At 38.0% G+C, this 20,706-nt stretch carries 19 protein-coding genes; 10 read left to right on the forward strand and 9 right to left on the reverse strand.

Annotated features, from left to right (window positions below; translation table 11 throughout):
• Positions 1 to 39: 39 nt before the first annotated feature.
• A complete protein-coding gene (gene ileS / locus K1720_RS08755; RefSeq protein ID WP_251948710.1) occupies positions 40 to 3,252 on the reverse strand; it encodes an isoleucine--tRNA ligase in 3,213 nt (1,070 codons plus the stop codon).
• A gap of 284 nt (positions 3,253 to 3,536) precedes the next feature.
• Between ileS and K1720_RS08760 the strand changes: the two genes are divergently transcribed.
• The 3 genes from K1720_RS08760 (at position 3,537) to K1720_RS08770 (ending at position 6,663) form a co-directional block, all read left to right on the forward strand.
• Positions 3,537 to 4,727 (forward strand): TIGR00529 family membrane protein, encoded by a 1,191-nt coding sequence (locus K1720_RS08760; protein WP_251948712.1) that lies wholly within the window; start codon positions 3,537 to 3,539, stop codon positions 4,725 to 4,727.
• A 216-nt stretch (positions 4,728 to 4,943) separates the two neighbouring features.
• Entirely contained in the window at positions 4,944 to 5,999 is a 1,056-nt protein-coding gene (locus K1720_RS08765) for a DUF835 domain-containing protein (RefSeq protein WP_251948715.1), read from the forward strand.
• A 49-nt stretch (positions 6,000 to 6,048) separates the two neighbouring features.
• Positions 6,049 to 6,663 (forward strand): DUF116 domain-containing protein, encoded by a 615-nt coding sequence (locus K1720_RS08770; RefSeq protein ID WP_251948717.1) that lies wholly within the window; start codon positions 6,049 to 6,051, stop codon positions 6,661 to 6,663.
• On the opposite strand, the gene K1720_RS08775 is transcribed toward K1720_RS08770, so the two are convergent.
• Positions 6,664 to 7,497 carry a DMT family transporter gene (locus tag K1720_RS08775; RefSeq protein WP_251948718.1) on the reverse strand — a complete coding sequence of 278 codons (834 nt, stop codon included), beginning with the start codon at positions 7,495 to 7,497 and terminating at the stop codon, positions 6,664 to 6,666.
• A 99-nt stretch (positions 7,498 to 7,596) separates the two neighbouring features.
• On the opposite strand from K1720_RS08775, the gene K1720_RS08780 reads away from it, so the two are divergent.
• From K1720_RS08780 to K1720_RS08800, 5 genes are all read left to right on the forward strand, one after another.
• Positions 7,597 to 8,166: a 4Fe-4S dicluster domain-containing protein gene (locus tag K1720_RS08780; protein WP_251948719.1), complete on the forward strand. Its 570-nt coding sequence runs from the start codon at positions 7,597 to 7,599 to the stop codon at positions 8,164 to 8,166.
• Positions 8,167 to 8,171: 5 nt separating this feature from the next.
• Positions 8,172 to 10,046: an aliphatic sulfonate oxidoreductase WOR-like subunit gene (locus K1720_RS08785; protein WP_251948720.1), complete on the forward strand. Its 1,875-nt coding sequence runs from the start codon at positions 8,172 to 8,174 to the stop codon at positions 10,044 to 10,046.
• Between the two features lie 72 nt (positions 10,047 to 10,118).
• A complete protein-coding gene (locus K1720_RS08790; protein WP_251948721.1) occupies positions 10,119 to 10,550 on the forward strand; it encodes an OsmC family protein in 432 nt (143 codons plus the stop codon).
• A gap of 42 nt (positions 10,551 to 10,592) precedes the next feature.
• Positions 10,593 to 10,919, forward strand: a complete 327-nt coding sequence (locus K1720_RS08795) for a hypothetical protein (RefSeq protein WP_251950663.1) — start codon at positions 10,593 to 10,595, stop codon at positions 10,917 to 10,919.
• Positions 10,903 to 11,124: a MoaD/ThiS family protein gene (locus K1720_RS08800; protein ID WP_251948722.1), complete on the forward strand. Its 222-nt coding sequence runs from the start codon at positions 10,903 to 10,905 to the stop codon at positions 11,122 to 11,124. The genes K1720_RS08795 and K1720_RS08800 overlap by 17 nt, the downstream gene beginning before the upstream one ends.
• Here the strand turns inward: K1720_RS08800 and K1720_RS08805 are convergent.
• Positions 11,121 to 11,405 carry a hypothetical protein gene (locus K1720_RS08805; protein ID WP_251950665.1) on the reverse strand — a complete coding sequence of 95 codons (285 nt, stop codon included), beginning with the start codon at positions 11,403 to 11,405 and terminating at the stop codon, positions 11,121 to 11,123. The genes K1720_RS08800 and K1720_RS08805 overlap by 4 nt on opposite strands.
• A gap of 58 nt (positions 11,406 to 11,463) precedes the next feature.
• On the opposite strand from K1720_RS08805, the gene K1720_RS08810 reads away from it, so the two are divergent.
• Complete coding sequence (locus tag K1720_RS08810) at positions 11,464 to 13,263, forward strand: polysaccharide deacetylase family protein (RefSeq protein WP_251950667.1); 1,800 nt, start codon at positions 11,464 to 11,466, stop codon at positions 13,261 to 13,263.
• On the opposite strand, the gene cca is transcribed toward K1720_RS08810, so the two are convergent.
• The 6 genes from cca to K1720_RS08840 all read right to left on the reverse strand — a co-directional run bounded on the left by cca (position 13,260) and on the right by K1720_RS08840 (position 20,187).
• Positions 13,260 to 14,609 carry a CCA tRNA nucleotidyltransferase gene (gene cca, locus K1720_RS08815; RefSeq protein WP_251948723.1) on the reverse strand — a complete coding sequence of 450 codons (1,350 nt, stop codon included), beginning with the start codon at positions 14,607 to 14,609 and terminating at the stop codon, positions 13,260 to 13,262. The genes K1720_RS08810 and cca overlap by 4 nt on opposite strands.
• Positions 14,610 to 14,618: 9 nt before the next feature.
• Positions 14,619 to 15,176, reverse strand: coding sequence for an RNA 2',3'-cyclic phosphodiesterase (gene thpR / locus K1720_RS08820; protein ID WP_251948724.1), 558 nt, complete (start codon positions 15,174 to 15,176; stop codon positions 14,619 to 14,621).
• Entirely contained in the window at positions 15,173 to 15,634 is a 462-nt protein-coding gene (locus tag K1720_RS08825; protein ID WP_251948725.1) for a phosphoribosyltransferase, read from the reverse strand. Before K1720_RS08825 ends, thpR begins: the two co-directional genes overlap by 4 nt.
• 121 nt (positions 15,635 to 15,755) lie before the next feature.
• Positions 15,756 to 18,449, reverse strand: coding sequence for an adenosylcobalamin-dependent ribonucleoside-diphosphate reductase (locus K1720_RS08830; RefSeq protein ID WP_251948726.1), 2,694 nt, complete (start codon positions 18,447 to 18,449; stop codon positions 15,756 to 15,758).
• Positions 18,450 to 18,884: 435 nt separating this feature from the next.
• Positions 18,885 to 19,319 carry a ferritin family protein gene (locus K1720_RS08835; RefSeq protein WP_251948727.1) on the reverse strand — a complete coding sequence of 145 codons (435 nt, stop codon included), beginning with the start codon at positions 19,317 to 19,319 and terminating at the stop codon, positions 18,885 to 18,887.
• Between the two features lie 7 nt (positions 19,320 to 19,326).
• Positions 19,327 to 20,187: a cation diffusion facilitator family transporter gene (locus K1720_RS08840; protein ID WP_251948728.1), complete on the reverse strand. Its 861-nt coding sequence runs from the start codon at positions 20,185 to 20,187 to the stop codon at positions 19,327 to 19,329.
• A 149-nt stretch (positions 20,188 to 20,336) separates the two neighbouring features.
• On the opposite strand from K1720_RS08840, the gene K1720_RS08845 reads away from it, so the two are divergent.
• A complete protein-coding gene (locus K1720_RS08845) occupies positions 20,337 to 20,702 on the forward strand; it encodes a hypothetical protein (protein ID WP_251948730.1) in 366 nt (121 codons plus the stop codon).
• The last annotated feature ends 4 nt before the right edge of the window (positions 20,703 to 20,706 follow it).

Consider the following 20,706-nt stretch of genomic DNA (forward strand, 5'->3'; position numbering starts at 1 on the left):
AAAGAGCAAAAATTAGAAATTATGGAAAAATGAAAGATTTCATTCGATCTTCTCTATACCTATTTTTGCCTCAACTTCAGGCCACTCCACAGTGTAACCTTGTGGCTTCTCAAACTTAACCTCAATAGCCCTTGTTTCACCCCTTATGTAATCGAGCATTTCTATAAGGAGTCCCTTGTTTTCATCACTTGTCTCTATGTAAACCATTATCCTATCATTTACGTCTAGATCCAGTTGCTTTCTCATCTCCTGAATTCTCCTTACAAACTCTCTTGCCAAGCCTTCCATCATTAACTCCCTAGTGAGGACTTTGTCAATAAAGACTTTTCCGTGATCAAATTCTTCTCCTATTAAGAACTCTGGAAGCTCTTCTTCCACGATTATGTGTTCCCGCTCGATCGTAAACTCTTTCTCTCCTATTTCCACCTTAAGCTTTCCTTGCATAAGTCTTTCATAAAGTTCTTTGGCATTCTGCTCGTTTATCCACTTTGCAACTATCTTTGCATCCCCCTTGAAATGAGGTCCAAGTTTAGCAAAGTTAGGCTTTACTTTTATTCCCCTCTCAACTTTTGCCACTTTGACTTCCTTAGCATTCAATTGATCCCTTAGAAGCCGGTTGAGTCTTTCTACAGCTTTCTTAGTTATTTCATCTTCAGTTTCTATTATTACTTGTTTCACAGGGTAACGAAGTTTTATTCTAGCTTTTTGTCTTGCTGCTGAGCCAGATTCCACTATCTTTCTAACTATTTCCATCTCTTTTTCAAGTTCTCTGTCCACCCAGTTTTCATCTTTTTTCGGCCAATCCTCTAGATGCACACTTTCTTTATTGCTAAATGGTCTTATTAGGTTTTGATAAATTTCTTCAGCTATATATGGTGTAAATGGCGCCATTAACCTGAGCAAGACATCAAATACCTTCCAAAGAGTCCAGTAAGCAGCTAATTTATCCGGATCGTCTCTTTCAACCCACAGTCTTTTTCTTATGAGTCTAACGTACCATCTACTGAGATCCTCTATAACGAAGTTCTCTATGCCTCTAGTCGCTCTTGTTAGATAGAAACTCTCTAGACCATCTTCCACAGTGCTGATTAGGGTATTAACTCTCGAAAGTATCCACTTGTCTTCCTCTCTAAATGGAAGCTCCTCGGGATTAAGTTTGGTAGGATCAAAGTTATCCAGGCTCATATATGTCGAGGTCAGTATGTAGACGTTCCATAGTATGTTGAGCATTCTCTTAACTTGAGCCAAACCTTTCCAGCTGAATCTAAGATTCTCCCATGGAGTAGTTGCCCAAAGCATATAGAATCTAAACGGGTCTCTACCTTCTTTTTGAATAACTTCTTCTGGCCTTATTATATTCCCAAGGCTCTTGCTCATCTTGTCTCCTTTTTCATCTAATACATAGCCATGCATTGCTACTTTTCTGTAAGGAACTGTGTCAAAAGCCACAACTGAAGCAGCTTGCTGGGAGTAGAACCACTTTGTAACCTGATCTTCTCCTTCTACAATGAAGTCTGCTGGCCAGAGCCTCTCAAATAGATCTTTTTTCCTTGGGTAGTCTAAAGACGCCCAACTTGCTATTCCACTATCAAACCATACATCGAGCACATCTTTGACACGTTTCATTTCTTTGTCGTTTACTTTTATAACAAAGGCATCAACGTATGGTCTGTGAAGATCCTCTGGCCCGAGTTTTTCTTCTATGACTCTAAGCTTTTCGTCATAACTCTCTGGAAGTTCTATCCTCTCACCATTAACTTCAATGGCTACTGAAAGCTCAACAAGTTCTTTAAAGCTACCTACTATGTAGATCTCTCCATCTTCACTACTCCATATTGGGAGAGGTATTCCCCAATATCTTTGCCTTGAGATACACCAATCACCTGAGTTCATGACACCATTGTCGTACCTTATCTTCACCCAATCGGGATACCAAGTGACGTTTTTGTCGTTCTCTTCTATTATTTTGTCCTTAACCTTGCTTATCTTGAGAAACCATTGGTCAGTGGCCCTGAATATCAAAGGTGTCTTACAGCGCCAACAGTGTGGATATTTGTGCTCTACAGTACCTGCCTTGAGAAGGAGGCCCTTTTCTCTTAAGTACTCTATTATCTCAGGGTCCGCATCTTTGACGAATTTACCTTTCCATTTGCCTTCGAAGTACCTTCCTTCATCATCAAGCGGGGAGTATATTGGTAGCCCATATTGTTTTCCTATTTCAAAGTCCTCTTCACCATGCCCTGGGGCCGTGTGAACCAAGCCAGTACCCTCTCCAAGAGTCACGTGTTCACCTAAGATTACACAATGCGCCCATTCATATTTTTCTCTGAATTCCTTCTGTCTTGGATATTCTTCTAGGAAGGGATGAACATAACGAAGTCCCTCAAGATCTATGCCTTTGTACTCCTCAACCACTTCTCCTTTTATTCCAACCTCTTCTAGAACTTTATCCACGAGGGCTTTTGCTATTATCCAGTATTCCTCTCTATCCCCAAGATTTGCCCTTATTTTTACATAGTCATACTCAGGATGAACCGTAACGGCCAAGTTGGCTGGAAGAGTCCATGGCGTAGTTGTCCATATCAAAACATATTCACTCTCTCTTCCCTCTACTGGGAACTTTACATAGATACTAGGATCTTCTCTTATTTTGTACTCCCCTCTTACTTCATGCTCTGCTAAAGCCGTTTCACATCTAGGACACCAGTGAAGAACCCTCTGGTCTTTTTCGAGAAGCCCTTTTTCCCATGCTCTCTTCAAAGTAAACCATGCGGATTCTATATACTCATTTTTGATTGTCATGTATGGATTATCCCAATCCATCCAAACGCCAAGCATTTTAAACTGCTCGGTCATGATTTTAAGATTAGTGAGAGCAAATTCTCTACACTTATTTATGAAGTTCTCAACTCCAACTTTTTCCTCTATATCTTTTTTGTAGCTTAATCCAAGAGCTTGTTCCACTTTAACCTCTATTGGAAGACCATGCATATCAAAACCTGGTTGTCTTCTCACATTGTAACCCTGCATGGTTCTAAAACGTATCACCATATCTTTGATTATCTTGTTCCAAGCAGTACCCAGGTGTATAGCCCCGCTTACATATGGGGGACCATCAAGGAAATAATACTCTGAACCGCTTTCTCTGGCCTTTTTCACTTTGTTATAGATGTCATTCTCTTCCCAAAACTTTTCTATTTTCCCTTCTAAGAGCTGTGGATTATACTCTTTCATCTCTGGCTCCTTTATCATGTCAAAAACCTCCTAAGATTTATAGAACAGACTAGGTTAACAGAATAGCCCAATGAATCACGGGCAAAATGCAAAGTGAAGGATAAAACACTCCCCCCTCATGGGCATCGGTCAAAATTGTTGAGTTCTCTTTATAAATCTTTTGCTGCTAATATATCAACTCATGCTGCTCATCCTTCTCCAACAGGGGAAGTTTTTCAAATGATAACATGTAGAGATACCCTTATAAACAATCTATGCTCTATTGAGATACATATCTACACATTAATACCTTGGTGAAAAGGATGATTGAACTTATTTACCTATTGCTCTCCTTTGGAGTTGTTATAGGATTTATTAGGCTAAAAATAAATATAGGTTTATCAATATTTCTAGGGTCTTTATTGTTAGGCACTTTTTTTGGTCTAAACCCAGGGGATCTTCTAGATGCTCTATACACATCTTCAACCGAGTGGACAAGCCTAAGATTAATCCTTATAATTATCTCAATAATGGCCTTAACAAGTGTTTTCTCCCAAATTGGATATTTAAAAATGATGGAAAAAGCTGCAAAATGCCTATTTCCCAGTGAAAAATACTCCCTTGCTGCACTTCCAGCCCTAATAGGACTAATGCCAATGCCCGCCGGTGCGTTAGTCTCTGCTCCTATGATAGAAACAGTTGCAAACAAACTTAATCTACCTCCCGAGAAGAAGACACTCGTGAACTATTGGTTCCGGCATGTATGGGAACATTCTTGGCCCATGTATCAAGCAATAATCATTACCTCAGCTATTTTAGGCATAACTGTCAGAGAATTCAGCGTCAAAATGTTCCCTCTGAGTATGATAATGATATTAATCGGGTACTTATTTTTCTTAAAACCCATAACGGCAGGAAAAGATGAAAAAGGAAATAAAAAAGAAGGCCTAAGACTTTTCCTCAAGAGCACATACCCTATCCTTGTAATAATTATAGTATCAATCGTTTTAGGCTATGATATTGTATATGGTGCCTTTATTGGATTTCTTTCTGCTTTGATCCCACATTTTAAGCAGGTAAGCAAAAAAGAAATTGCAAGGTATGCATTCCAACCAAAAATACTCTTTCTCCTAATTTCTGTCATGTATTTCAATAAAATCCTCGAGATTACCGGAGCTGTTGAAACTCTTCCTAAGGTAATTTTGGAATTAAATCTCCCAATTACTCTTGTCATAATATTAACACCATTTTTAGTTGGTCTGATGACTGGAATAAGCTTTGCTTATGTTGGAATGACATTCCCCTTATTACTCCCCTTTTTAACCGGATTTGACAAAATAGCTATTGCATACTTAAGCGGTTATATGGGAATGCTTTTTAGCCCTGTACATCTCTGTCTGGTTTTCTCTTCGGAGTATTATCAAGCAGAACTAGGTAAAGTCTACAAAAGAATGTTAATACCTGGCCTACTTCTTTTTGTCACCGGCATTATATACATCTATTTTTTCCTCTAGGAATCAACCACTATTCCTGATGATCTCTATTGAAATCAATATAAACATCTCCTAAGCTAGGTTTTCTTTTGTAGACTTTAATTTTACTTCTTTAGACAATCAATCAAAGAGTAATCCTCTAATCAAAAAAAGAGTAAGATTCCCAAATAATAAGATCTATGATATAGTCAAAAGTGTTATATAAGAGAATGTCCTAATATAAAGCTAGGGAAAGACATGAATCCCACATTACTACTCCTCGGTCAATCCTTTAGCCTAGCGGCAAAATTGACTGGGTTTGTTTTTCTAGCTTATGTATACTGGAAGTATCAACGAAAACCTGCCTTATTTTGGTCTATATCTTGGTTAAGTGCTGCTTTTTCAATAATATCTGATATAACTGAGAATTTATATATTTTAACACTTTCTGAGGCATTCTGGGCAGCTTTTCTATTTCATGGAGTTGCCGTGCTTTTGGAGGAAGAGAAATTCTCATCAAAGCACATTAAAGTTTTCTCAGTAGCTCCAGTCGTGATTGCGACCTATGGTATCATTCTCGGACTCTTAGAATATTCATCTGACTGGTTCGTAATTTTAGGTCTTCCATACGCCAGTTCTGCTCTGTTTATGGTATTATCAGGATTTTTAATGCTCTCTATAAGAAGAACTTACAATCATAGAGCCCTCTACTTAGGGAGTATACTGGTAATTAATGGAATTCATGAAATGGATTATCCAATTTTAAGACTTGTTGACTGGTTTGCTCCAATAGGATTCACCTTGGGGGCTATTTTCGCTATATTGTCCGTCTATATAATGATAAACTTTGCATTTACAGAAGAATTCATAAAAATTGAAAAACCCCCAAGAGAAATACCCCTAAAGCCAAGATTAATGATTATTCCACCTTCAGAATATCCAAAGATAAAAGAAGAATTAAAAGACATACCTGTACTTGCCTTTGTAAGGGATCTCGATACTCCCAAAACCTGGAGAAAGTTTTTTGTGTCTGCTGCAGTAGAGCATGGATCCATCTTCCCAACGGACCTACCAAAAATCACTGAAATAACAATAAGATACTTCAGAGAAGCACGAGAAAAGAACTTTGAAGGAGTTGCACTTATTGATTGTCCTGAATATTTGAGAACATATAATGGGTTTGATGCCATTGTGAAGTTCTTAGCATCCCTAAAAGATTACACCCTTTTGTACCAAGCCGTCCTTATCTTGGTAATAGACGAAAAAGCTTGGGATGAGAGAGAATTAACTCTGTTGAAGAGACTTTTGACCTAAGTGCAAAAGTTTATAACCTCACTAGCTCTTTATCTGAAAAGGTGAGAAAATGAGCATTGAAAACACCATAGCAAAATTAGCCTCAATTGGAGCTGATCTAAGCACAAGAAATGCAATCAGAATAGCCCTCTCATTAATAAGTGAAGATGAGGAACTTACAGATCAAATATATGTCGAGATAAAAAATAAAGCTCATAAAGAAGAGTTCATAAAAGTTCCGGTAGAAGAAAGGGCAATTTTTATTCCCCAGTGCCTAAGGAATGTGAAAGAATGTCCTGCAGAATTTGGAGAATATGGGTGGGAATGTACAAAATGCGGAAAATGCCCAATAGGAGAAATTATAGAACATGCTGAAAAAATTGGGTACAAACACATATATATCGTACCAGGTGGTAGCTTAGTTAAAAAGGTCTTAAAAGAAAAAGTACCGAGAGGAGAAATAAAAGCTGCATTGGGTATAGCATGTTGGCCTGAACTTGCTGAAGCTAATGAAAAGTTATCCATATTAAAAATTCCACTTCAAGCAGTTCCCCTCCTGCGAGCAGGATGTATAAACACACTAGTAGATGTAGAGCGAGTAAAAGAAGCCATGGAAATTGGACTTACGAAAAAGGACAAGGCCAAACTACCATCTTCAGATCCAAATCCAGCTCCAGTACCGTAGTTAACCTCTTTCGTTTCTTATCTCATTCCATATTGCTCCAAGGATTAAAAAAGCTCCTAAATATCCCTTTAAACTTAGAAGTTCCCCAATTATTAAAAATGATGAGATATGCCCAAATATCGGTTCTGCTGAATATATTAGCGCTGCTTTGTGTGCTTTTGTCTCTTTCTGATATCTTACCTGAAGAGTAAACCCCACCACAGTAGCAAATACTCCTGTGTAAATTATCCCCAACCAGGGAGTTACCCCTCTTGGAAACGCAAATCCTTCGATATTCAATGCATACACAGTAGAAAACACAAAATTCCAGAATATTTGCCAAAACGCTAAACTTAAGAAGTCTTTTTTCCCAAATTTTTGTACTAAAACTATCTGAAATGCAAATGAAACTGCACAAAGAATTGTTAGTAAATCACCGTAGTTGAAATGTAATGTAGCTCCAGAGATCAAGTAAAGCCCAGTTACCGCTATCCCTAAAGAGAAAAAGTCCCTTCTTCTCAATCTATCATTAAGAACAAAATATGCTATGAATGGTGTAAAAACAACGTAAAGTGATGTTATAAACGCGGAGTTAGAAGCAGACGTATAATTTAACCCAATAATTTGGGAACCATGACCAATAAACAATGTCATCCCGAGAATAAAACCTTCCTTCATTGTACTCGTTTTAAGAACCCTTGAATGAAAGATAAGAAGCATGAAAAAAGAAGCCAGTCCAAATCGATATACAAGAAAAAGAATTGGAGATACATAGTCAAGACTAACTTTCATTGCAGGAAATGTAAAACCCCATATAGCAGTAATTCCCAAGAGAATCAATTCTGCTTTTTTCATGCATCCTTTTAATTCCTTTTACATTTATAAACATTTGTCTTAAGACAATAGTTTAAACGTTCTAATTCCCATAATTATTATAAAGCTAGAGGTATCTAAATGATTCTTGGTGATTATATGGGCGAGGAAGGTAACGAAATCACTCAAAAAGAGAACTTTGAGAGAATATGGATCCTAGTGACTCCAGATAAATGTAGCGGATGTAGGTTATGTGAAATAGCATGCTCACTTGAACATGAAGGGATTATTTGGCCAGAAGCTTCTCGCATAAGAGTTTTTGAACTTTTGCCAGGAATAAATGTGCCGCACCTTTGTACTCAATGTCCAGATTATCCTTGTGTCGAGGCATGTCCAACAAAAGCCCTAAGTGTAGACGAAAAAACTGGAGCAGTCCTTGTGAATGAAGAGAGCTGTATAGAATGTGGAGCCTGTATCATAGCTTGCCCTGGAGATGTACCTAGAATTCCTACAAACAAAGGAAGTGTGGTCATATGTAACCTTTGTAACGGAACTCCCAAGTGCGTAGAGGTTTGTCATGAAGCGGGGCATGGTGCTCTAAAGATTGTTAAAGGAAACTATAGACCAATATTTAGGACGTTTGCCAAAAACCCCATTGAGAAAGGATCCCAAATAGCAAGAAAAGTTTTTGGAGAGGAGTTTCTGAGGTGAGGAGTATGTATGCTTATACGGGAAAACTTCTGGATGTGGACCTCACGAGAGAAAAAATAACGACTGTAGAGATCGAAGAAGAAATTTTAAGAAAGTTCTATGGTGGAAGAGGACTTGGAGTCTACCTCTTATGGAAAGAGCTTGGAGATAAATGGGAAAAAATCGACCCTCTTGGAGAAGAAAACCTACTACTAATTCTTACTGGACCTCTAACAGGATATTATCCCGGAATTAAAACCTCAGTTGTTTCAAAATCTCCCGAAAGTAATGGAGTTATTGGAAGTGTATTAAGTAGTGAAGTAGGACTTGAACTCAAAACATCAGACTATGATGGAATAATTATAAGAGGAAGAGCCAAAACTCCAGTTTATCTCTTTGTTCACAATGACAACGTGGAGATAAGGGATGCAACCAAATACTGGGGAATGGGAGGAGTGGAACTTCACAAGAGTCTACTTAAAGAAGTTCATGAAGAAATCCGAAAGAAGGAAACGCTAAGAGGCATACCAAAAGAACCTGCAATGATGTATATCAGCAAGGGAGGTGAAAATAAGATCCGCTTTGCAGCAATAATGACCAAGCTCATGCATGCAGCAGGTTATGGGGGTTATGGAGCAGTAATGGGAAGTAAGAAGTTAAAAGCAATAATTGTAAAAGGCAGTAAAGCCCTACCTGAAGTTCACGATAAAGAGAAGATGAAATCTATGATCCAAGAATTCTGGAAAGAACTCTTCACGATGACAACTTTTAGAGAATGGGGAACTGGAGCTGGAGGTTACAGTGTTGGTCATGACCGCTCAAGTGAACCCATGAAAAACTGGCAGGAAGAATACCATGACAATGAGGAAATAAGTGTAGTGAATTTTGAAAATAGGACTTGGATTAAGAAATACTGGGCCGACTATGGTTGCCCAGTGAATTGTATGAAAATTTCTTATCTCCGCTATGGGCCCTATAAAGGTTCAATCACCGATGCTCCAGACTACGAGCTTATGGCATATATGGGAACAAACCTTGGAATATTTGAGCCAGAAAAAATAGTTTATCTTTCCTACTTAGTAGATGAAGTGGGTTTAGATGGGATAAATGCGGGAAATACTCTTGGATTTGCAGCAGAACTTTACCAAAGAGGAATTCTTACAAAGGAAGATCTTGGGTTTGAACTCAATTGGGGAGACGAAAAGGCTTTTGCAAAGCTTTTACAGTTGATAGTAAACAGAAAAGGAATAGGAGATATATTGGCAGAAGGGACTTATAGGGCCGCTTTAAAGATTAGCGAAATGAAAGAGGTAGATGCACTACAATATGCAGTTCATGTAAAAGGTGTTGGAGTTGGAGCTCATGGAGTAAGAAGTGACCTGGATTACACAAGAGATATAAGTTACGCAGTTTCTGTCCAAGGTGGCGATCACACTTCTACTGCAGGTCTTCCAGCAAAGAGTTATGAAGGAGAGATGGTGAATGCCTTCTACGATTCGGCTGTTGTATGTATGTTCGTCACAAGACCTGGATTTGAAAGAATTTTAGAATTTGGAAATGTCCTAACAGGTTTTAACATAACCCCAGAACAATGGTTCAATGAAATCGGTCTAAGGATAATTCATCTCCAAAGAATTCTACTACTCCTGGGAGGCCCAGATGTTTATTGGGATCCAAGAAGAGATGACGATAATCCTCCAAGGTTCTATGAACCTCTTCCAAATGGCCCAGCGAAAGGGAAAACACTGAACAAGGAAGAGATCATGAACAAAGTAAAACAATACTATGCTGAGATAGGGTATGACGAAAATGGCATTCCTAAAGAAGATGTTCTTGAGAAACTAGGATTAAGCGAGGCAAAGAGAGAAATAAAGCGCATTAAAAGACGTTTAAATATCTAACTTTCTCTTTTAAACTTTAGGTTTTGATGATCTTTTTAAGGCTTTATAGCTAAAAAATATACGGTGATGTCCATGGTCGAATATAAAGACATGACAATTAAAGTTGTTGGAAAGAGAATTTCTCCAACCAAAATGATGGTGAAAGCTGGAGAATTCGAAATAATGATAGACAAGGTGGGGGGAGAGTCCCCAAGTCCCCTAGATTATACTCTAGCATCCCTTGCAGGATGCATTAATATAGTTGGAACCCTTGTAGCTAAGGACATGGGGATAAACATAGAAGATATAGAAATTGAGGCTGAAGGAGTATTTAATCCTGGAAAGCTTTATGGAAAAGGTACTCAACGAGCAGGATATAAGGAAATTAAAGTAAAAGTCAAGGTAAAAAGTGACGCTAATGAAGAAACTCTTGAGGAGTGGCTTAAACAAGTTGAAGAGCGTTGCCCTATAAGTGATAATCTTGCAACCCCAACTCCTACAAAAGTTGAATTTGAAAAGTTCTGAAGATTTTTAAACCCTTTTCTCTACCTTCTTTCGGTGAAGTTAATGTGGCGTGAAAAACTTAAACAGGGGTTTCTAGAGAACGAGGAGATAATGATTGAACTCAGTATAGGGGGAGAATGTGGAGAATGGTTTCCTAGCCTAGCTTTATATGACAAAAAGAATGATAGCTGGTACTATTTCGATAATGATATTCCCCCAGGAACAGATCAGGAGGAAGGTCTCCGAAATGCTATTGAGTTTTTTGAGAAACTTGTAATTGGACTTGAAAAACCTGTGCTTAAACTTTCTCCCCTCAAAGAAGCCCCCCAAGAAGTTTACCAAAAATTAACAAGATTTCTGGAGGAGTTGAGAAATGAAGATAAAAGTTAAACTCTATGGAGAACTTGCTTTAAAGTATAAACCCGAGATAGAAATAGAGGTTAGAGAGAATGCTCTTGTTAATGATGTTCTTACGGTATTAAAAATTAGTGAAAATGAACATCATCTACTCATAAACGAAAAGAAAGTTTCGAAAGATTATCCTTTACAAGAGGGGGACATTTTGAAGATTCTCCCTGTGGTATATGGAGGTTAACCCTCTCCCAACCCGACGTCCTCCCCAAAAGTCATTGTTAAATAAAGTTCAATGACTCCTTTTTCGATGTTCTCAATTATTTTTCTTTCAAGATTCTTAATTTCTTCCTCAGAGAGATACCTGTTTTCTTCAATAATTTTCAACTTTCCCTTTTTTCTATCTAATACTACAGTGGTCCCTTCTATTATAAGCGGAAGGTAATTTATTTTAAACCCATAGAGCTCCTCTACATAACTTACTTTTTGATTCAGAATCTCAAGGTAGGTTTTTAATTTACTCATTCTACTCACCGTAACCCTTAATACTTCCAAACAACTTAAAAGTCTTGGTGTGAACGACATGTACCAAAAGTTTGGTTATCATTTTCATGCATACCAACCAGGAGATATTATCTATATCCATGATGGCTCTGGATGGGATCCAATAAAGTATTCAGAGCGATTAAGCCCAGTTTCTTTAAGAATAAGAGAAATAGAAGTAAAGTCCAGAAACTGGACACGAACAGTTATTAAGGCCTACGAATACACAAGTGACACTCTGGGTTCTTTAAAATCTGGATGTGCAAGTGTCGACTTTGAACCCTTTACACTCTATATGATTCTACGATATAAACCAAGGATTTACGGAGAGATAGTTGAACTGCTCCTAAACAAGGTAGAAGCAGTACCAACAACTCCTTTTCATCCAATAATGCCACACTTAAGTATCTTTGAGCAGGAAATACTGGCAAAAGTTTCTTTTGACTTTTATGAACCATTTATTAAGAATAAAGATGTCGTAGGTTATTGGCTTCCAGAAAACGTCATAACAAGAGAAACTGCCAAAATTGTTGCTGAATCTACTATCAAAGATATCGTATTCTTGCTTGACGAAAGGCAGTTTGTAGGATTAAACTTTCCTCAGGCCAAGTTTTCCTGTAACACATATAAATGCAATGAGAAAGTGGCATATGTCTTTGGAAGAGACCATCAATTAAGTGATGCATTTGCTTTTAATACACTTGATATCAACGGTCTAGTTAGAGGAGTTGTTGAAGGAAGGATAGACGTCTTCAAGGAGAATGCAAAAATTCCATACTTGGTTTACCTGGCAAGCGATCTTGAGGCCCTTCTTGCCAATCCACAACAGTTGGATAGATTTCTTAATTGGGTTACGAAGCTTGAAGAAAGGAATGTCGAAACAATAAACACAGTAGAATTTGTCAGGAAGAAGAAAAATGGGCAATTCAAGTGTTTAGAAGGAGAGTGCAGTGAGCACTTTAGAATAAATGTAAAAGATTATTCAAGCTGGAGTGATTATTACGACTTAAGTATAGATGGGAGAACAGGAGATATAAGATGGCTAGGTATGAGAAGAGAAGACGGCAAGGTTATTTATAGGTTCTACAAAAAACAAAAAGTATCCCAACTCTGGAAATATGCATTCACAAAGCTATTTAGAGAACTCAATAGAAGTATACGCTTCGGTGTAATTGACATGATTCACAAATATCTTCCTGAGGCCAGTATAGAGGAAATAAAAGAGTTCTTGATAAGGTATTCGAGGATATTCTTCAGAGAACATTATGAATACTTTGAAATGGACACTACTGTGGAGTATGTCATAGAACCTCTAAAAGATCTTGATCCGACTCTTGCCCTAAAGCTCGGAAGAATATATTACCTAATGCTCCTTGCAAATCACTCGGATCCAAGATTTTGGGAAAACTTAGATACAAGAGTCACTTTTGAAAACGTGGCTGCAATAAGTAAAGCTCTCATAGAACTCATGAAGGTCTACATCGATGAGAACATGCACGAAAGAGCAAATTACATTCTTCTAGAGTATATGAAACTTCTGGCATTCGCACAGCTTTATTATGATTATGAACTTTTCAAAATGCCCGGTCTAGAGGGTTGGGAAACTAGTGAAAAAGCATGGTTTGACAGCCTTAAGAGCGAAGTTCCAAACTGTAATTACAATGTGATTACACGAGCTGCTCTATATGTTGGAAGGGAAGACCTTCCCAAAGACATAAGAAATGCTTTGGAGGCGCTCTATGATATGAAAAAGGCTGTTGCTGATACAGGCCATATTTCCGGAGAAATGCATGGAGATTGGGAAAACAAGGAATGGTGTGAGCATAGAGCAAAAGTTTAACCTTTTACATTCCACTTTTCTTTACTTAAAAAGAGATATGCCTCTTTTTCGAGCTTAGGGGGAACAAAATTAACAAGAATATCACTGTTAGTTATCTCCTTTTTAATGGTCCTTCCTAAAGCAACCTGATTTTTTATAAAAAGTTCTTTAATAACATCCACAATGTTTTCAGTGACCTCTTTTTCAGAATAGAGTCTTTTCCCTCTTATCCATACTTTTTTATTCTTTTTATAGAATTCAGCTCCACTTTCAGTAAGAAACTCCGGGCCTATCTTTAGAGACATCTTAGGTCTGTGAACTTTATCAACCTCGAGCATTATAAATGCTTTCTCCATGTAGCCCCAGTTAATATCAACAACATCAAATCCTTTCTTTTTTAATACCTTTTCAAGTCCTCTTGCACTTTTCTCTAGTTGAGGCAACAAAATATCATCAACAAGATCTGGCTTTTGGAAAAGAATAGTCACCAAGTTTGTTCCTTTTTCTCTAAGCAGACGTCTATAATTACCAGTTTTTTTCTCTGGAGGGAAGAAGAATTCAAGCCTCGGATCCTCTCTAAATTCTCTAGCCTTAAAGTAAAATACCCCAAATTTTTCCCAACTCAAGGCTGATGCCACATTCCTTCTGGGATCCACAGGATCTATAACTATAAGGGGACTCTCACTCTCTCTTTCTATAGTTTTGTATGCTATTTCAGGCTCCTTTCTAATCCACCCCCCGAGGTCAACTATTTTGCTTTTTCCTAGAAATTCAATATCTTCAATCAACTTCATAAATGAACCGTACTTAATAATCAGGAGTTCTGTTAGATACCCTGAGAACCCTCTAACATACACTTCACTCCCATAAACATTTATTCCTTTAAGAAATCTCTTAAGGAGTCTCACCTCATCATTTTTTCCATTCAAATGCTCAATTATCCACTTTGTATGTAGAATAGATCTGTCAACTGCTGTTCTAACTTCTTTCCAGTTCTCAACATTATAACATGGTACCAAATCAACTTCAAATCCTTTATAAGTGGCCTTTACATAGGGATGTTCTGCGTAGGCGATTTCATAAGTATCAAGTTTCCCTCCAATTGCCTTAGCAAGCTCCAGCCCTGTTTTTTTCAACTCTTCGAGGGGAGTATTAGAGGGGAATGCCAAGAAAAGATCAATGTCATGATCCCCTGAAAGGTAAGTATTTTTTGCGATTGACCCCACAAGATATGGGACTATGTCAAGGTTGTAGTTATCAATTTCCTCTTTCGCGATTTGAAAAACTGCCTCAGTTACAGCACTAACTACCTTCTTCTCTTCCTCAGAGGGTTTTATCATACTCAAAACTTCTTTCAGTAACTCCATCAAAGACACCTAATCTTGAAGCTCAAATCTTGCAAGAGTTTCATATATTGGGCCTTTAGGGGTTAAAGTACTCTTTTTAAGTTCTATTGCCTCAACATTAAAACGACCAAATTCCTGAGCAGCAAGCTCTTTTAAGACTAGCATAAGCTCTACTTTGTCTTTTACAAATTTTACTCTTCCTATTGTAACGTGAGAGACAAAATTTTTCTCTCTTTTAAATCCAAGGTTAAAAAGAGCATTGTCTATTTTCTGAGCAATCTTTTTTATAATTTCATCTCCCTCAATCCCTGCCCAGATAACTCGTACATAATTGTAACTAGGAAAGACCCCTATCCCTTTTACATTAACCTCATGTTTTGGATGTTCCTTTGCAATGGATCCAAGAATCCTTTTAATATCTTCTGCTTGTTCCTCTGTTATTTCTCCTAAGAATTTTAAAGTAAGATGGAGGTTTTCTGGCTCAACGAACTTAATTTTTGCAGCCTTAGTTTTTTCTATCCTTTCTTGAACCTCAACTAACTTTTGTCTGACTTCATCATTTATCTCAATGGCTATAAAAGCCCTCATTCCCTAGCCACCACCGGGAATTCCTCCCAGGGAAACACAATCCATTTATCTGTCCTAAACACATAAAAGTCCGGTACAACTGAAGTCCATGGCTTCATGGCCAAACACGCTATCTTAATGTCCTTTGCCCCTCTCTTTTTAACTTCCTCAATGACTACTTGAAGCGTTTTTCCTGTATCGCTAACATCATCCACTATTATTACTTTTTTCCCTTCTATATCCCCATGAATAGGGATTGTTATTGTAGGTCTTTCAGCTCTTTCATCGATCCCCTTATAGAATTTCACGTCAATTACTTTGAGCTCCACTTCCCCTAGGATATGGCTAAGTCTTACTGCAGGGATCAATCCACCTCTCGCTATTCCTATAATAACATCTGGTTTATAATCCCGTAGAACATCAGCCAGTGAGAATATAGCTCTATCAACTTGCCACCATGTGAGATAAACTTTATCCATTTTCTCACCCTCCTATGATATATGGTAAAGTAAAAGAGTCATGGTTTAAAAACCCAGCGTTCAGTGACCCACCCATCCTGAAAGCCAATGTTTCATCCTCTATAAATAGTTAAAAGAAAAGCTAAGAGATAACACATTTACTCCAACCACATTTAGGACAAGTAGAGCATCCACTTTCCATCCTAAGTTCTACAACTTCCCCTCCATGCTCATAGCAGACAGGGCAATAAGCTATTCCAAGGAGTTCTTTTATTTTTCTCTCATCTATCTCACTTTTTGTAGGGTTCAAAGTTCCTTTGTGATTGTTTAGGGAAAAAATGGGGAGACCCTTTCCATTTGTACCATCGATTATCGCCTCAACATTTACGAACTTTTTGAGCCAAGACTCACTTTCAACAATTTCTTTGAGTATCCTCTTTGCATACTCACTTGGTTTTGCTGGGACTCTTTTCTTCTTTTCTCCCTCCACACTATAAACCTGAACACTTAAGCTTCCATCTCTATATACTGTAACTCCTTTACACCCAAGTGCGTGAGCCAAGAGATAAGCAGCCTTGACGTCTTCAACAGTTGCGTCATTTGGCATGTTTATTGTTTTACTTGCACTATCAGTAAGCCAAAGCTGAATACTGGCCTGAGCAAGAAGATGATCAAGCCAGTGGATATCCATGGCTGTTACAAATACCCTCTGCATATCCTCCGGGATTTCTTCAAGCCCCTGCACGCTTCCGTAATTATCACTTATCCTCTGTAATAGCTCATCAGTATAAAGTCCCCGCTTTTTGAGTTCAGCCTCAAAAACTGGATCTACATAGTAAAACTCTCCAACTGTTACACTCTTCTTGTAAACCAAGGCGAATATTGGCTCAATTCCACTAGATGTATCAGCTATCATGCTAACACTGCCGGTTGGTGGACATGTAGTCACCATGGCATTTCTCACGCCGTACTCTTTGATTTCTTTAACGAGATCGTCCCATGGGAGATTCCATATTTCTTTGTGATAATATCCCTCAATTGGTAACTCACCCTCTGGATATTTACTCAGTTTATAGAGTGGAAACGGCCCTCTTTGTTTTGCTGCTTCCACACTGTATCTATAAGCATAGAAAGTTAGGTACTCTGTAGCTTTACGCATAAAGTCATACCCTTCCTTACTGTTGTATGGAATGCCAAGTTTAAAGAGTGCATCAGCTAAACCCATCATTCCAACGCCTATTCTTCTTGTGAGCTTGGTGTGATAGTCTATCTCTGGTAACGGGAATTTATTTACGTCTATAGCATTGTCAAGATACTTGGCCACTTTCATTATAACATTAGCATATTCATTCCAGTCAAAGTATGGTTTTCCTTCATCATCGTATTTTACAAATTTTGCAAGGTTTATGGAGGCTAAATTACATGATTCGTAGTCATAGAGGGGCTCTTCCCCGCAAGGGTTAGTTGCACGGATTTTTTCTCCTTTTGCAGGCTCTAAAACGTTTCTTTTATTTATTACATCAAAGAATACAACTCCCGGATCTGCCTTTGCCCAAGCCATATATGCCAATTCCTCAAAGAGACTCTTAGGATCAATCTCTTTCACTTTCTTTCCAGTACGGGGATTAATTAGAGGATATTTCTTACCCTCCTTAAGGGCTTCCCAAAAGTCTCTCCACAAACCAACACTAATGTTAAAGTTACTCAATACATTTGTCCCCACATTTTGTTCTTTTGCATGTATGAATTTCTCGATATCTGGATGCCAGACTTCTAAAATACCCATGTTCGCGCCTCTTCTAACACCACCCTGCTTTATAACATCACTAACCGCATCTATAAGGTGCATAAAGGATACAGGACCTGACGCTGCACCAGTTGTTGTTCCAACTAAATCTCCCTCTGGCCTTAGTTTCGAAAAATTAATCCCGGTTCCCCCACCCATTTTTTGTATTATTGCTACATCATGGGCTGCTTTCATTATACTCTCCATATCATCCTCTATCGGTACAACAAAACAAGCAGATAACATTCCTAGAGGTCTGCCAGAGTTTATAAGAGCGGGAGTATTGGGCATAAACACTTGGTTGACCATTAGGTTAAAGTACTCTTCAACAACTTCTTCATACTTTTCAAACTCTCCATGCTCCAGCATTCCCAAAAATTCATCAATGCTTACTTTCATTTTACCTTTCTCTGCAAGTTCCTTGTATAAGTTTATCATTCTTTCAAAGTGATACTTATTGAGCCTGAATCTGCCTATGCTGTATACTCCTGCAAACTCCTCAAAGTTTTGAAGGTAATACTCAACTTTCTTTAGATCCTGTGCATAACCACCCTCCTTTGAAAAAACTCTCTCATCATAGAGAAGATCAGGAATTGCAGCTAAAGTTGCAACTCTCTCAAAAAGCTCTTTTGGACTTTCTATTACCTTACCTTCCTCATTTCTTATCAGATACCTACTAGTCAAAACTCTAAGGGCATTTATTGAAAAACGTTTGTCTATTTCATCTAGTTTTTCCTTGTTAAGAATTTTTCTCTTCTCTTCTCTTATTTCAGCTTTTTTCTTTCTGTAGAGTATATAAGCCTTAGCAACCTCAAAAAGACCATTGCGCATTAACTCAAGTTCTACTATATCTTGAATATTCTCAATATGTGGGACTTCTCCATCATAAAGTTCATTAATTCTATCAATAACATCCTTAACAATTCTATCAAGGAGTTCGTCATCTCTTACTCCAACTTCCCACATTGCCCTTTGTATAGCCCATCTTATACGGCTCTCATCGAAAGGCACTATTCTACCATCCCTTTTCATCACTTTTTCAACTACCATATAAACACCCCTGTCATATTATTTTACCATTTGTGATACCTTAGTAAAAGTATCAGTATAGGATAATGAGTATCTATGGTACATATATCTTACTCTGGTGGGGATTGCCAACATGACAAATACTATTGATTACCTCTGTCGGAATAATAAAAAGTAAGAAACAAGTAAGTCGGATATTTTATCCAACCTATCTGCTCAATCCTTCATATGTGACCTACCTGCCCCTTGTGGGCAGGTTTTGTGAGGGTTCATCTAGCATCCCGTTGCCGATAGCTTCACCCTCACCGGCCGGGTCACGCGGCCACTACCGGCTATCCCCCCAACGAGGGAATCGCCAGCTACTTTTCAAATTGTCAAACCACTTATTACTATTAGGAATAGTATTTAAATTTTTCGACACCCACCTTGAAGTGCTTGCATCCCCACCGTGAAAGGCTAGAGCTTCAAAAAGATAATTTTCAATCTATAACCATGTCTCAGTTCTTCTTGGCTCATCATTTGAAATATATCCCTCAAACCCCCTTCCACTATCTCACTAAGCTTCTTGTAAAGTTCATAACTATGTTTTTCCCTTATTAATGCTTCTAAGACCAGATTTTCAAGAGTTTTTGGTTCCGCTCGAGTATCTTGAAAATAAGGTTCTAGGCTTAATACATCTAAATAATCTATGATTGCTGTTCTCTCTAAAGCATTTCCTTCGAGAAACCTCTCTATCGTATGTCTATGCCTTAATTCTTCACTTGCAAGCCATTGGAAGTGGTCAACTAAAGAGGGATTTTCATAGGTTGCAAAAGTTTCTCCAAGCTTGTACAAGTTATAAAGTTCATTTTCCTGATGAATTATATTTTTCAATAGATCCTTAATCTTCATCCTTCTCCTACTCCGTTACACCTTTAATATCTATATGAATAAAGGCAGTCTCAACTTCTTCTACTTCTTCAATCCTTTTTTTAACCTCTTCACTTATATCATGAGCTTCTTTAAGGGTGAGTTCTGGCAGTACTTCTATATGTACCTCCACGTGCAATCTTGGACCTACATAATGTGCCCTTAAATCGTGCATTCCTTTAACTCCCTTAACACTCATTACTTTCTCTTCTATCCTCTTGTAAATATCTTCTGGCGGAGAAACTCCAGTTAGGTGATTTATATTTTTGACAACTATATCGAAAGCAACTTTTGCAATAAAAAATGCTACGATAATGCCTGCTAAAGAATCCCCATAAGAAATCCCAAACTTTTGAAGGAAAAGACCAACTAAAACAACTACGCTACTTAGAGCATCGCTTCGGTGGTGATATGCATCAGCAATAACTATCTGATTCCCAAGTTTCTTTCCAATTCTCAGAGAATACTGAGTCATCATTTCTTTGGAAATTATGGAAACTATTGTAATCCCAATCATAAGAGCGTTTACCTCAATTGTATATCTTTCAATAATTCTTCCCAAAGCGTCTCTCCCTATCTCATAGGCCACCAAGAATAGCAACACGCCCATGAAAAATGCAAAAAGAGACTCAAATCTCGAATGCCCAAATGGATGGCTCTGATCTGCCGGTTTTGAAGCAATTTTAACTCCAAGATATCCTATAACACTAGTCACCACATCTGAGAGAGAATGAATTCCATCTGATATTAAAGCCAAACTTGAATGAAGGATACCCACAATAATCTTCACAATACCCAGAACAACGTTTCCTACAATGCTCACTATTAGAGGCTTATAAATTGTTTCCATAATATCACCACAATTGGACCCCTCAGTCCGTCACTCCTTCATCACGAATCAGGTAAGGCTGAACTCTTCATTGGGTGTTATAGAATTCTTCACATATTTTTAAAGGTTTTTTCAAAAGACTTTTATTATCAGGTCTCCAGTATCTGATGGTGAAAAAGATGGCAAACAAGCCAAGATACACTATAAGAGTCTACATGGGAGCAAAAGATAAGTATATTGCTCTAAGCTTGTGGGAAGCCCGCACTGATGAACACGGGAAGTTTAGACCGGCCAACATAAGCATGATTATTCATAATGGAGATATTGAAGCAAAAGCCTCCATGAGAACTGAAACCGCTGCCAGATTAGCTGCGGTTCTTTTAAGTATGGTAGCCGAAGCCGAGAAATTAACTATGAAAGAAAGGAGGAGAATTAGCATTGAAGAAAGATTTGAAGAACAATTCCTTCTTGAAGATGAGGAGGAAGAAATTCTAGAAAATGTGGAAGAAATAAAAGCAACTGTTAATGAGGAGTGATTCA

It is taken from the genome of Thermococcus argininiproducens, from assembly GCF_023746595.1.
GTDB lineage: Archaea > Methanobacteriota_B > Thermococci > Thermococcales > Thermococcaceae > Thermococcus_A > Thermococcus_A argininiproducens.

Coding starts and splice junctions, on each gene's coding strand:
- ileS (WP_251948710.1), bottom strand. CDS start 3,252: ATGATAAAGGAGCCAGAGATGAAAGAGTATAATCCACAGCTCTTAGAA.
- K1720_RS08760 (WP_251948712.1), top strand. CDS start 3,537: ATGATTGAACTTATTTACCTATTGCTCTCCTTTGGAGTTGTTATAGGA.
- K1720_RS08765 (WP_251948715.1), top strand. CDS start 4,944: ATGAATCCCACATTACTACTCCTCGGTCAATCCTTTAGCCTAGCGGCA.
- K1720_RS08770 (WP_251948717.1), top strand. CDS start 6,049: ATGAGCATTGAAAACACCATAGCAAAATTAGCCTCAATTGGAGCTGAT.
- K1720_RS08775 (WP_251948718.1), bottom strand. CDS start 7,497: ATGAAAAAAGCAGAATTGATTCTCTTGGGAATTACTGCTATATGGGGT.
- K1720_RS08780 (WP_251948719.1), top strand. CDS start 7,597: ATGATTCTTGGTGATTATATGGGCGAGGAAGGTAACGAAATCACTCAA.
- K1720_RS08785 (WP_251948720.1), top strand. CDS start 8,172: ATGTATGCTTATACGGGAAAACTTCTGGATGTGGACCTCACGAGAGAA.
- K1720_RS08790 (WP_251948721.1), top strand. CDS start 10,119: ATGGTCGAATATAAAGACATGACAATTAAAGTTGTTGGAAAGAGAATT.
- K1720_RS08795 (WP_251950663.1), top strand. CDS start 10,593: ATGTGGCGTGAAAAACTTAAACAGGGGTTTCTAGAGAACGAGGAGATA.
- K1720_RS08800 (WP_251948722.1), top strand. CDS start 10,903: ATGAAGATAAAAGTTAAACTCTATGGAGAACTTGCTTTAAAGTATAAA.
- K1720_RS08805 (WP_251950665.1), bottom strand. CDS start 11,405: ATGAGTAAATTAAAAACCTACCTTGAGATTCTGAATCAAAAAGTAAGT.
- K1720_RS08810 (WP_251950667.1), top strand. CDS start 11,464: ATGTACCAAAAGTTTGGTTATCATTTTCATGCATACCAACCAGGAGAT.
- cca (WP_251948723.1), bottom strand. CDS start 14,609: ATGGAGTTACTGAAAGAAGTTTTGAGTATGATAAAACCCTCTGAGGAA.
- thpR (WP_251948724.1), bottom strand. CDS start 15,176: ATGAGGGCTTTTATAGCCATTGAGATAAATGATGAAGTCAGACAAAAG.
- K1720_RS08825 (WP_251948725.1), bottom strand. CDS start 15,634: ATGGATAAAGTTTATCTCACATGGTGGCAAGTTGATAGAGCTATATTC.
- K1720_RS08830 (WP_251948726.1), bottom strand. CDS start 18,449: ATGGTAGTTGAAAAAGTGATGAAAAGGGATGGTAGAATAGTGCCTTTC.
- K1720_RS08835 (WP_251948727.1), bottom strand. CDS start 19,319: ATGAAGATTAAGGATCTATTGAAAAATATAATTCATCAGGAAAATGAA.
- K1720_RS08840 (WP_251948728.1), bottom strand. CDS start 20,187: ATGGAAACAATTTATAAGCCTCTAATAGTGAGCATTGTAGGAAACGTT.